At 66.1% G+C, this 13,344-nt stretch carries 6 protein-coding genes; all 6 read left to right on the top strand.

Annotation, left to right across the window (positions count from 1 at the left end):
• The first annotated feature begins 4 nt into the window (after window positions 1–4).
• The 6 genes from HB681_RS22845 (at window position 5) to HB681_RS22820 (ending at window position 13,064) form a co-directional block, all read left to right on the top strand.
• On the top strand, window positions 5–4,090 hold the full coding sequence (locus HB681_RS22845; protein ID WP_213957164.1) for a YhdP family protein: 4,086 nt from the start codon (window positions 5–7) through the stop codon (window positions 4,088–4,090).
• A gap of 72 nt (window positions 4,091–4,162) precedes the next feature.
• Entirely contained in the window at window positions 4,163–4,987 is an 825-nt protein-coding gene (locus HB681_RS22840; protein ID WP_213957163.1) for a carbon-nitrogen hydrolase family protein, read from the top strand.
• A gap of 53 nt (window positions 4,988–5,040) precedes the next feature.
• Complete coding sequence (locus HB681_RS22835; protein ID WP_256735065.1) at window positions 5,041–7,107, top strand: ATP-binding protein; 2,067 nt, start codon at window positions 5,041–5,043, stop codon at window positions 7,105–7,107.
• Between the two features lie 3 nt (window positions 7,108–7,110).
• The gene (locus tag HB681_RS22830) at window positions 7,111–7,746 is read left to right on the top strand and encodes a response regulator (protein WP_213957161.1); all 636 of its coding nucleotides are present in this window, start codon (window positions 7,111–7,113) and stop codon (window positions 7,744–7,746) included.
• Between the two features lie 124 nt (window positions 7,747–7,870).
• Entirely contained in the window at window positions 7,871–10,582 is a 2,712-nt protein-coding gene (locus HB681_RS22825) for a type VI secretion system tip protein VgrG (protein WP_213957160.1), read from the top strand.
• Window positions 10,583–10,634: 52 nt separating this feature from the next.
• Entirely contained in the window at window positions 10,635–13,064 is a 2,430-nt protein-coding gene (locus HB681_RS22820) for a DUF3274 domain-containing protein (RefSeq protein ID WP_213957159.1), read from the top strand.
• The last annotated feature ends 280 nt before the right edge of the window (window positions 13,065–13,344 follow it).

Here is a 13,344-nt window from a genome sequence, read left to right as displayed (position 1 = left end):
CTTAATGAACGACACGACGTCATCCCCCTCACGTCTGCTCCAGGTCACCGCTGTCACGGCGCGCTGGATGCTTGGACTCCTGATCGCCGCCTGGTTGTTGTTCGCACTGTCGGTCGTTGTCCTACACGGATGGATTGTGCCGCGAATCGGCGAGTACCGCGGCGTGCTGGAGGCGCAGGCCACGAAGGCCATCGGGGTGCCCGTGAGAATCGGCGCGATCACCGCCGTTTCCGAAGGCCTTTTCCCGACATTCGAGCTGCATGACGTGGTGCTCCACGACAGCCTGGACCGCCAGGCGCTGAAGCTGGCGCGCGTGGTGGCCAGCGTGTCGCCGCGTTCACTGTGGCGCTTCAATTTCGAGCAGATCTACATCGAGAACCCCGAGGTTGAGGTGCGGCGCGACGCCATGGGCAAGCTGCACGTTGCCGGTCTCGACATGCACGCGGACACCAGCGGCGACACCCGCGCGGCTGACTGGTTCTTCTCGCAACGCGAATTCGCCGTGCGGGGCGGCACCGTGCGCTGGACGGACGAGACGCGCCACGCCGAGCCGCTGTTGCTGACCGACGTGAGCCTGGTCGTGCGCAACAGCACGCGCCGCCATGCCATGCGCCTCGATGCCACGCCGCCCGAAGGCTGGGGCCAGCGTTTCACCTTGCGCGGCCAGTTCCGGCAACCTTTCCTGACCACGCACGCCGGCAAGTGGCTGACCTGGGACGGGCAGATCTATGCCGAGTTTCCCCACATGGATGTCGCGCGCCTGGGCGCCTATGTTTCGCTCGACGCGCGCATCCGCGAAGCCAACGGCGCGCTGCGGCTGTGGGCGGATGTGAACGACGGCGAGGTCCACGGCGGCGCGCTCGACCTGGCCCTCCTTCACGTCGACGCGGTGCTCGGCGAGAAGCTGGAGCCGCTGGTGTTGAGTCGCGTCACCGGGCGGCTGGCCGGCGACATGAACGACGAGCACTTGACCTTCTCGACCACCGACCTGCAGTTCGACACCGCCGACGGCACGCGCTGGCCCGGCGGCAACCTGAGCTTCGAGCGCATTCCCGCGAAGGGGCGCACCGGATCCGAACGCGGTGTGTTCAAGGCCGACCGGCTCGACCTCGGGGCGCTCACGCAGATCGCCAGCCGGCTGCCGCTCGACGAGCCCACCCATCGCGCGCTCTCGACCCATGACTTGCGCGGGCTGCTCGAGCGCATCGATGCGAGCTGGCAAGGGCCGTTGGGCACACCCGACAAGTACCAGGCGCGCGGCCGTGTCAGCGACCTGGCCGTCGCCTCGCAACCCGGCGAGCCGGCGCCCGCCAGGCCGCCCGCGGCACGCGGAACCAACGTGCCCGCCGCCGTGCCGACCGGCACGCCCGGCCTGCGCGGGGCCACCGTCGCCTTCGACGCGACCCAGGCCGGCGGCACCGCAGACATCGCGATCGCGAACGGCGCGTTCGCCTTCCCCGGCGTCTTCGAGGAGCCGGTGGTGCCGATCGACCAGCTCACGGGCAAGGTCGCCTGGAAGCTCGACGGGCCCGCCACGCAGGTCCAGGTGACGGGCCTGCGCTTTTCCAATGCCGATACGCAAGGAGAGGCCAGGGCCGACTGGCGCACCAGCGACCCCGCCAGCTCGCGCGGGCGCTATCCGGGCGTGCTCGACCTGCAAGGCCAGCTCACCAAGGCCGACGGCACCCGGGTGTTTCGCTACCTGCCGCTGGTCATACCCAAGTCCACGCGCGACTATGTGCGCGACAGCGTGAACAAGGGCACTGCGTCTACGGTCGATTTCAAGGTGCGCGGCGACCTGCACGACATGCCCTTCAACGATCCGAAGCAGGGCGACTTCCGCATCGTGGCCAAGGTGAACGACGTGACTTACGCCTACGTGCCGCCGCCCGCGCCCGGTGCGCCGCCGGCCGCGGGTGCGTGGCCGGCCTTGACCGGCCTCTCGGGCGAGTTGATCTTCGAGCGCGCCGGCATGCAGGTGCACAACGCGCGCGGCCATTTCGCTGGCGTGCAGGGCATCGAGGTGGCCAAGGCCGATGCCGAGATCGCCGACATGGCGCATGCCGCCCCGTTGCTCAAGGTGGATGGCCTTGCCAAGGGACCGCTGTTCTCGCTGATCAAGGCGGCTGCGCCCATCGTGGGCGGCGCGCCGGGCGAAGCCATCGCGCGCGCCCGTGCCACCGGCAATGCGGACTACAAGGTGCGCCTCGAACTCCCGCTCGAGGCCATGGACAAGTTCAAGCTCCAGACCAGCGTCACGCTGGCCGACAACGAGGTGCAGCCGATGCCGGAGGCGCCCGCTTTCACGCAGGCGCGCGGCATGCTCACGTTCACCGAAAGCGGCTTCTCGCTGGCCGGCGTGCAGGCCCGCGTTGCCGGCGGCGACGTCAAGCTGGAAGGGCAGGGACGCTACGCCGGCAGCGGCAGCGAGATGGTCTACAAGGCCCAGGGCACGGCCACCGCCGAGGGCCTGCGCGGCCTGCGCGAGGTGGGCTGGCTGAGCCGGTTGGCCAAGCGCGCCAGCGGCAGCACGCCCTATGCGGGCACGCTGTCGGTGCGCGACGGCGTCGCCGAATTCAGCCTCGCCAGCAGCCTGCAGGGCCTGGCGCTCGACCTGCCCGCTCCGCTGGCCAAGCCGGCGGCCGATGCCCTGCCGTTGCGCCTCGAGAAGAAGCTCCTGCCCCGCGCATCGGCGACGGCGGCGGCACGCGACGAACTGCAGTTGGACCTCGGCCGGCTCGCGTCGATCCGCTACCAGCGCGACATCTCCGGCAACGAACCGAAGGTCATCAACGGCGCGATCGGCATGGGGCTCGAGGCCGGCGAGTCGGCCGCCTCGCCGGCGCGGGGCGTGCTGGCCAACATCCGGCTCGCGCGCTTTGATGTGGATGCCTGGAAATCGGTGTTCGGTGAGGCCACGGGCAGCCCGCCGGAAGCGCTCGGCGCAGCGGCGGCGACGGAGGAGGAGGCCTCGGGCTACCTGCCCACGGTGATCGCCGTACGCGCGCAGGAGTTGGTGATGTCGCGGCGGAAGCTCCAGAACGTCGTGCTGGGCGGCAGCCGGGACGGGCAGGTCTGGCGCGCCAATATCGACGCCAACGATCTCAACGGCTACGCCGAATACCGGCAGTCGCAGGATGGCCGCCTGTATGCGCGGCTGGCGCGGCTGCGCATCGCGCCCAGCGAGGCCACGGAGGTCGAGTCGCTGCTCGACGAGCAACCCGGCACGCTGCCGGCGCTCGACATCGTGGTCGACGATTTCGAGCTGTTCAACCGTCGGCTGGGCCGGGCGGAGATCAACGCGGTCAACCTGGGCGGCGCCAGCCACGAATGGCGGCTGAACAAGCTGGGTCTCAGCACCCCCGAGGCCAGCTTCGTCGCCGAGGGCAGCTGGAGCGCACTGCCGGCGACCGCGGCGCCCGGCCCGCGAAGCGATGCACGGCGCACCAGCATGCAGTTCACGCTGGACATCACGGATGTGGGCCTGCTGCTCAACCGCTTCAACATGAAGGACGTGGTGCGGCGCGGCCATGGGCGGCTTGACGGAGCAGTCGAGTGGCGCGGCTCACCGTTCTCGCTCGACTATCCGAGCCTGGGCGGCAAGCTTCACATCGACGTGGAGTCCGGCCAGTTCCTGAAGGCCGACCCGGGGCTGGCCAAGCTGCTCGGGGTGCTGAGCCTGCAGGCGCTGCCGCGCCGGCTGACGCTGGATTTCCGGGACATCTTCAGCCAGGGCTTCCAGTTCGACTTCATCCGCGGCGACGCGAAGATCAGCGACGGCACCGCCAGCACCAACAACCTGCAGATGAAGGGCGTGAACGCGGCCGTGCTGATGGAGGGCACGGCCAACATCACGCGTGAAACCCAGTCGCTGCGCGTGGTCGTGGTGCCCGAGATATCGGCCGGCACCGCGGCGTTGGCGGCGACCGTCATCAACCCCGCCATCGGACTCGCCGCCTTCCTCGCCCAATACGCGCTGAGCAAGCCGCTGAGCGCCGCGGCGACGCAGGAATTCCTGATCGACGGCACCTGGGCCGATCCGAAGATCACCAAGGTCGCGCGCCGGGTGGCGCAGGAGGCGAAGCCTTGAGCGCCGCCTCCTTGGGGGCAGCGAGGACACGAAGCGCCGGGCGCAGGGGCACAACACAGGCATGGAGAACACATGAAAGTTGCAGCGATCCAGATGGTCTCGTCGGTCGAACGCGAGGCCAACCTTGCGCGCGCCCATGCGCTGCTGGGCGAAGCGGCCGCCGCCGGCGCCGAACTCGCGGTGCTGCCCGAATACTTCTGCGTCATGGGCCGGCGCGACACCGACAAGCTCGTACTGCGCGAGCAGCCCGGCGATGGCCCGGTGCAGCGCTTCCTGGCCGATGCGGCGCGCGAGTTCGGCCTCTGGATCGTGGGCGGCACCTTGCCGCTCGTGAGCCCGGAGGACGATCTTCACGTGCTCAACACTTCGCTCGCGTTCTCGCCGGCCGGTGACTGCGTGGCGCGCTACGACAAGATCCATCTCTTCCACTATGACAACGGCACCGAACGCTACGACGAGCGACGCGTCATCACGCCCGGCACTCAGCCGGTGCTGTTCGAGCTGCCTTCGCGCGACGGGCATGTCTGGCGCGTCGGCATGAGCGTCTGCTACGACCTGCGTTTTCCGGAGCTGTACCGCGCGCTGGCGGCGCGGGGCGCGGAGTTGCTGCTGGTGCCCAGCGCCTTCACGCACACCACCGGCTCCGCGCACTGGGAGGTGCTGTTGCGCGCCCGCGCCATCGAGAACCTGGCCTGGGCGATGGCCCCGGCCCAGGGCGGCACGCACGAGAACGGGCGGCGCACCTGGGGCCAGTCGCTGGTGGTGGACCCCTGGGGCACGATCGCTGCGCAGCGCCCGACGGGCGAGGGCGTGGTGAGCTGCGACATCGACATCGCCCGGGTGATGGCGGCGCGGCAGCAGTTGCCGGCGCTTGCGCACCGCGTCATCGCCGGGTGATGAAGCACCCCCGAAGCGCCTGCGCTACCCCGGGGCACTGAATGCACGAGCCGATGCACTCATCCGTCGCGCCGGCAGGGCAGGCCTTCGCGCGGCTGCGTTCGTTGTGGCAGCGCTGGTTCCTGTGGTTGTTGCTGGCGATGCTGGTGTTGGTGCTGCTCGCGACCGTGGTGTGGCTGGCCGGGCGGCACGAGGCCGAGCAGATGCAGGTCGTACTCGACCACGACACCGCCGACGCGCTGTCCGAACTCCGAGGTGGCCTCCAGCGCAACGCGCAGAGCCTGAACGCGTTGCTGACCGAAACCGCCAACGCCAGGCGCTGGCCCGAGATGGAAGCCACGAGCCAGTTGCGCGCGCACCGCGAATGGTTGCGCCTTGAGTGGCGCGACGCGCAGTTGCGCCTGCTCGCCGCCACTGATACGCCCTATCGCATGCGCCTTTTCGAGCAGGACGCGCGCGAGGCCATGCAGTCCGACATCGCGCTGGCCTGCACCGCCGCGAGCAAGCTGTCGGCGCCGGCCTATTCGCCCAGCCACTACGTCTCGAACAGCGCCGGCAACGGGTTGGAGGTGCTGGAGATCTGCCTGCCCTCCGAAGCGGGCGGCTACCTGGTCGCGACCTATTCGCTGCGCGACACCTTGACCGAATTGGTCGGGCCGACGCTGCGGCGCGGGCAGGAGGTCATCTTCTCCGAGCCCGACGGCACCCGTCTCGCCTCCGTGGGCGTGGCGCGCCGCACCGGCAACCGCGTCTTCACATCGCAGCAATTGCTGGACCTGCCCGGCGTCACGTTGATGTTTCGGGTCGATGGCTGGCGCTCCGAGCCGGACCTGTTCCCGAACCTGCTGACGGCGCTGGTCACGGCGGTGTCGATCGCGCTGGTGTCGGTGCTGGTGCTGCTGGCGCGCGACACGCGGCGGCGCCTCAAGGCCGAACGCGAGCTGGCCGACACGCTCGCCTTTCGCAAGGCGATGGAAGACTCGGTCATCACCGGGTTGCGCGCGCGCGACCTGCAGGGCCGCATCACCTACGTCAACCCGGCCTTCTGCGCGATGGTCGGCTTCACCCCCGAGGAGCTGATCGGCACCGTGGAGGCGCCCTACTGGCCGACCGAGCTGGCGCACGAATACCAGCAGCGGCAGGACATGCGGATCGGCGGCAGCGTGCCCCCGCGCAACGGCTTCGAATCGGTCTACATGCGCAAGGATGGCGCGCGCTTTCCGGTGCTGATCTTCGAGGCGCCGCTGATCAATGCGCAGGGTCTGCAGACCGGCTGGATGAGCGCCTTCGTCGATCTCAGCGAACAGCGCCGCATCGAGGAAATCTCGCGCGCCAGCCAGGAGCGCCTGCAGGCCAGCGCGCGCCTGGCCACCGTCGGCGAAATGGCGTCGCTGCTGAGCCATGAGCTGACACAGCCGCTGGCCGCCATCGCCAGCTATGCCACCGGTTCGCTCAACCTGCTCGGCGGCCAGACCGACGGCGCCTCGGCCGAACTTTCCATGGCCATGCGGCGCATCGGCGAGCAGGCCGAGCGCGCCGGCCAGGTGATCCGCAGCGTGCATGACTTCGTGCGCCGCCGCGACCGCACGCGCGAGCCGGTGGCGCCGCAGGTGCTGCTCGACGCGGTAATGCCGCTGGTGAGGTTGCAGGCGCAAAAGCTCGGCGTGCGCATCGACATCGTGCTGGAGCCCGCCTTGCCGCAGGTGTTGTGCGACCGCACGCTGGTCGAGCAGGTGCTGCTGAACCTCACCCGCAATGCCATGCAGGCGATGGACCAGCCCACCATCACCGAGCGCGTTCTGCTGCTGCGGGTGGCGTCCGTGCCCGGCCGCGCGGATCCGGCGCCCGAAGCGCGGCGCTGGCTCGAATTTGCGGTGGCCGATATCGGCAGCGGTATCGACGACGCGGTGGCGCGACGCCTGTTCACGCCCTTCTTCACCACCCGCACGGACGGCATGGGCCTGGGCCTCAGCCTGTGCCGCACCGTGGTCGAGCAACATGGCGGCGCGCTGCTGTTCGAGCCGAACCGACCGCGCGGGACCGTGTTTCGATTTACATTGCCGGCGATCGTGAACGCGCCCTTCGAACTTCCCGCCCCTGCCCTTGCCGCCGACGCCTGACCCATGCAACCTCTGATCGATGCCCTGATCTTCATCGTCGACGACGACGCCAGCGTACGCGAGGCACTCGCCTGGCTGCTGCGCTCGCGACGGCTCATGAGCGAGCACTTCGCCAGCGCCGAGGCCTTCGAGGACCGGCTGGCCGGTGACCCCGGGCTCTCCGCCCCGACACAGCCGCGCTGCCTGCTGCTCGACGTGCGCATGCCCGGCACCAGCGGCCTGGTGCTGTTCGAGCGGCTCGCGGAGCGCGGCCTGATCGACACCATGCCGGTGATCTTTCTCACGGGCCATGCCGACGTGCCGACCGCGGTGGACCTGGTCAAGCGCGGCGCCTTCGACTTCTGCGAGAAGCCCTTCTCCGACAACGCGCTGGTCGACCGCATCGAGCAGGCGCTGGGCGCGTCCCTGCGTGCAGTCGAGCGTCAGAAGGAGCGCTCGCGCCTGTCGGCGCGCATAGGCGAACTGACCGAGCGCGAGCGCGACGTCATGCAAAGGGTGGTGGAAGGCCTGCCGAACAAGCTGATCGCCGACCAGCTCGCGATCAGCGTGCGCACGGTGGAGGTCCACCGCGCGCGGATTTTCGAGAAGATGGATGTCAAGTCGGCCGTGGAGCTAGCCAACTTGCTGCGGGCGATGTAGGGGTACGAGTCAGGTGAAGCCGGCGAGGACGGCTTCTGCGAGCGCGCCTGCCCGGCCCGCCAATGGCCCGGGCATGTAGACTTTCGGGTCAATCAAAAAAAATAGCTTTCAGGGAGTGAAGGTCATGAACGTTGCCGAGTTGCGCCAGTTGTTCGCGGGTCAGGGCTTGTCTCAATCCGATCGAGCGCTTCGGCTCAAGCTTGGGAGATCAAATGCCCTCGGCGATGTCCTTCTCCTGCAGCGTATAGACATACGTGAAGCGATATGCGAGGGCATTGACGCCCTTCTCACCTGCCTGAGCACACGCGCAGACCTTCCGCTCAAGACCTTCATCGGCCAACCGGTCGAGGTTCAATTCGTCACGGACACAGGTGGCTTGCGCAGCATCTGCGCGATTGTCACTGGCGCGAAGCTCGGCCAGTCCGATGGTGCGCTCACGGTCTACGAACTCACCGCCACCGATACCGTTCAGATCATGCGCGGCAGAAGGAACTCCAGGATCTTTCGCGGCAAGAGCGACATGGAGATCACGGAGACCGTCCTGATCGAATGGCGTCAGCGCAGTACGGCGCTGGCCTGGGCTTTCGAGTACGACATCAAGCTGATCGACCTTGCCCGCTATCCGCAGCGCGAGTTCGTGCATCAATGCAATGAAAGCGACGCTGCCTTCCTGAATCGCTTGTGGAAGCGCTCCGGCATCGCGTGGTTCTTCCGTCCCGCCGAAAGCAGCAAGGGCACACCGGTGCATGAACTCGTGTTGTTCGACGATGCTTACCGGTTGGACGCCTACCCTGGCGGGATCGTCCAGTTCCACCGGGATGACGCTACGGAGCGGCGCGATGCCATCACAGGCCTCGTCTTCGAGCGTGAGCTTTCGCCTGCAAGTGTGTCGCGTGGCAGTTGGGACTACAAGACCGTCCAGATGACGGGAGCCGCCGAGTCCACAGGGGTGGATCAGGGAGAAGGCGGGGATGCATTCAGCCGGCTATTGCAAGACGGCCAGATTGAAATGCCTCATGCGGCCGACAACGCCGCAGACCACATGCGCCGCACAAGGCTGCGAGCGGATCGACATGCGCTCGAATCCAAAACATTGCACGGCGAAAGCGGCGTGCGTGATTTGCCTGTGGGGCAATACATCCATATCCAGGGGCATCCCACCATCGATGCGCATCCGGCGCACGAACGCCAATATGTCATTGTTGAAATCCGGCACCTTGGCGAGAACAACCTTCCCAAGGAACTCGACGCGCGTATCAATCTGCTGACCGGTACGCGCGAGCACACCCTGGACGAAGACAGGCGCTACCGAAATCAATTCAAGGCCGTCCGGCGTGATACGCCGATCGTTCCAGCGTGGAATCCGGGCGAAGACTTGCCGCCGGTGTATCCGGTGACCGCCATCGTCGTGGCACCTCCGGGAGAGGAAGTCTGGTGTGACGAGCAGGGACGCTTCAAGATCCAGTTCCAGGGCTACAACCCGGAAGATCACGCCCATTCCAGTGGCGCCGGCACAAGTGGAACCGACCGCGACAGTGGCTGGGTACGCGCGGGCTTTGCGATGGCCGGCGCCAACTTTGGCGAGTTCTATCCACTGCGCGAAGGCATGGAAGTCATCGTGAACTTCCTGGGCGGCGACCCGGACAGGCCGGTGATCGTGGGCCTCGTCTACAACGGCCGCAACCCGCCGCCCACCTTCAGCAACGCCGGCCGGTTGCCCGGCAATCGCTATATCTCCGGTGTCAAGACCAAGGAGATTCACGGCAGCGGCTTCAGCCAGACACGCTATGACGATAGCCCGGGCCAAGTCAGCGTGCAGGTCGGCACCACGCACGCGAACACGCAACTCAACGCAGGCTTCCTCACCCATCCGCGAACCGACGGCCGAGCCACGCCGCGCGGGGAGGGCGCCGAGTTGCGCAGCGATGAAAGCGTGGCGATCCGCTCGGCCAAGGCGCTGTTGATCTCGGCCTGGAAGCAGTTGAACGCCAACGACAAGCAATTGGCCCGCGCGGAATACCTCGGCCTGATGCAGGATTGCCTCGACCTCTTCAAGGCATTGGGTCAATACGCCAGCGAGCATGAGGGGATGGCCATCGACGACAAGCCGCAGGCCGAACTCAAGGACAGCGTCAAGAACTGGGAGGCTGGCTCCAACACGGACGAGAACGGCGCCGACGGCGGAGCGCCGGTGGTGGCCATTACCGCGCCTGGCGGCATCAGCGTTGCCACGTCGAAGTCAATCGTGAGCTATGCCGGGATCAACGCCGACGCGGTGGCGCAGAAGCACATGCAGTACACCGCTGGCCAGCGTTTCAATGTCAATGCAGGCCAGGGCATCGGCCTGTTCGCGCACAGCGGAGGCATCAAGGCGATTGCCAACCAGGGCAAGTTCCTGCTGCAGAGCCAGCACGACGACTTCGAGGTCAACGCCGCCAAGAATATCAAGTGGACCGCCACTGACGGCAACATCGTCGGCATGGCCAAGAAGTTCACCTTCATCACGGAGGGTGGCTCCTTCATCGAGATCAGCGATGACATCGTGCTGGGCACCAAGGGCGGCATCATTTTCAAGTCTGCCAGCGTCAACAGCACGGGGCCGGCAACCAAAAGCACGGACCTGCCGCAGTTCGAAAAAGGCACGCCCGACCAGAAGTTCCGCCTGCACTACGAGGGCGCAGACGGTGACAAACCCAGCCCTGCAGCCAACCGCCGCTACGAGATCCGGATGGCGGATGGCAGTGTCAAGGCCGGGACCAGCGACGGAGGCGGCCTGACGGAGCTACTAAAGAGCGAGGCCATGCAGATAGCGGCGATCCAGATCTTTCACGACTGAGCGCCGGCAAGAGCGCCACGAAAAAAGATTCAACAGACAGGGAGCGGAATTCATGGGCAGCATTTACGAGAAATCCAAGCAGGCCGTCGCCAGCGATACAAGTTGCTTGCAGGTGGATCGCGTGGCGGACAAGAAGGTGGCCATTCCGCCGGACTTGCCGGGCACGGTCATCGTCATTCACGGCGTCAACGATGTGGGAACGTCCTTCGATTCCGTCGAAGGCGGTTTGTGTGACGGACTCGCCGATCGACTGGGTCGGCCCTTCACGTCAGGTGTCTATCGGATGCCGGCCAAGGACGACAAGGGGAAACTCGTCGTCGATCCGGATGCCGTTTTCTTCAAGCGCAAGATCGACGACAGCACGCGGAGCCCGCTCATTCCGTTTTACTGGGGATTCCGCGAGCTTGATGCCAAGGCCAGGCCAGGAAGTCAGACCAAACACGGGCAAGCCGTCGATCGTTTCGGCAACCGCCTGGACAAGGACTTGAGCAAGGGCGGTGGCCCGTTTGCCAACGCGACCGCGACCATTCCCGACATGTGGGGTCGCGGAAAGTGGGGTGCACTGGGTCTGCTGAACATGGCCGCTGGCGACCCACTCCGGCCTGTTCTCGGCAACCCAGGGCGCATGTACATGATCCTGGCGGCCCAACGAATGGCTGCGCTGATTTCAATGATTCGCGACTACGACGCGGATGAGTCGGTGTCCATCGTGGCGCACAGTCAAGGATGCCTCATCAGCCTGCTGGCGCAGGCATTCCTGCAGCAAAAAGGGCTGCTCCCGGCCGATACCGTGGTGATCACCCATCCACCCTACAGCCTGGTCGACGATGTGTCATGGATGGCCGACGCCGTGGACCTGGCAAGCGCGGACGGGGACGATGCAATGAAGGGCGGATACAAGTACCTGCAGGACGGCCAGACCTTGCGTGCCCGGGCGGAAACCTTGGCCAACATCGTGAAGCACGTGCACGCCAGCAAGCATCAGGAGCCGCAGTTCACCGCACTGGGCGATGCAAAGTGCCGGGGCGTGGTCGGCAGCAAATGGGAGCCCGGCAAGGACCGGGACAACCGCGGCAAGGTCTACCTCTACTTCTGCCCGGAAGACATGACGGTGGCTTTGCAAAGCATGCAGGGCATTGGCTGGCAAGGCGTGCCCGACTTCCAGCGCGGCGCGAAGCTCGGAGTGAAGATTGAACCGCGCTCCAGCATGCCCGTTCCAGGGCCGGTGCAACATCTCAGGGAGCCCTTCAAGGAACTGGGGGGCGGATTCTTCCAGCGTGTATTCACCGCCAAGAGGCGCCCTGACCCGAGTGCCGGCCAGCCTGTGCTCATCGGGCAGGACAAGGTCCACGATTTCGCCTTGCTCGTGAAGGGAGAGAACGGTTTCGACCACGCGGCCGGAATGACCGGCATGGCGAGTACCGCGCGCCAGAAGCTGGAACAGGCGAACGCCGACAGCGCCGGCAAGCCCATACCCGCCCCGGCGGGCGCCGGCCTCGAGACACAAGCGATCGCTCGAAGGGGCTGGCGCACCATCAATGGCGAGCCGCTTCAAAAAAAGGTCACAGCGGACCTCTACGCCGGCGCGCTGCAGTCCAAGGATCTTCCCCCGGATGTCGCCAGAAATGCGCCCGTAGGCGCGTACGAAGAGGTTGACCCCATCGATGCTTCCATCGCTGCGACGAGTGACTACGGCAAAGCTGGCGATCACGTGCTGCAAGGCAATGAAGATCACTACATCTGGCAGGTAATGCGCAATCCGGACGCTGATGCAATACAACAGATGACGCGCGGTGAAATACAACAAAGCCCCAATGGGGCGACCTACCCGTACAGGGTTGCACGCGTGGACTGGATGCGCGCGCGAGTGGAGATGGTGCTCAACGCCGGCAAGCCGAACACGCAGTCATGCGTGGTGGCGGCAGCGTATCTCTGCATGGAAGGCAACTCTGGACCCAGCAGGCCTACCGGCGAGTTGCTGATCAAGCGCCTGGAAACGCCCGATGAAATGCGCCTGCGCTGGCAGAACTCGGCATCGGGTCGTTCGTTCCATGGCGCGATCTTCGGCAGCCGGGCGAACCACCGGAACGTGACGGCCTATGACGTTGCGATCGGGCAAGGGAAGGCGCCGAGTGATCCGCTGTTCTACCAGTATCTGTGTGCAGTGGCCGATTGGCGATTGCAGGACTTCGGTTTGACCAAATTTGGTGGGAGACCCAGGCCGGGCATCCTGCAATGGGAGGACTTCGCAACAAGATACGCTTGCTTTTTGAATCCGGAACTTCCTTGGCGCAAGGACCTGATCCGAGGCAATTGCGTGTACTACAGCACGGGCAATCTGCCCGAAGCACTGCCGGTGCTACCTGGCGGCTTACCGCCCTTGGTCGTTTGCGAAACGATGAATGGCGTGCAGGCGAACCCGAAAGAAGGCTCCAAAAAGACGGCGAAGTCCGAGGACAACAGTTCCGGAGTGGCTGCGTGATGCGGGGTCCATCCTCTCAACCTTGGCGCTCCTTCCTGTGGGTCTCCCTGGCGCTGGCTTTTCTGGTGCCCATTTGGGCTCTCGCCGGGATCTGGCTTTTGCAACCTGAACTCTTTCCTCATCCGGAGCAATCAATGACAAACAGAATGTGGATATGGCTGGGCGTGCCAGTCGTTGCGCTGGCTGCTTTTGGAGGGTGGCGATGGTTCGGTGCAGCGGGTATGGCTGGTGCACTGCCAGTATCAACTGCTCAACAACATTCCTCTGGCGCCGACAAAGC

The sequence above is a fragment of the Variovorax sp. dw_954 genome (genome assembly GCF_018449755.1).
Lineage (GTDB): Bacteria > Pseudomonadota > Gammaproteobacteria > Burkholderiales > Burkholderiaceae_C > Variovorax.
The sequence above is the reverse complement of the archived record's forward strand: the minus strand, read 5'-3'. Positions and strand labels throughout refer to the sequence as shown.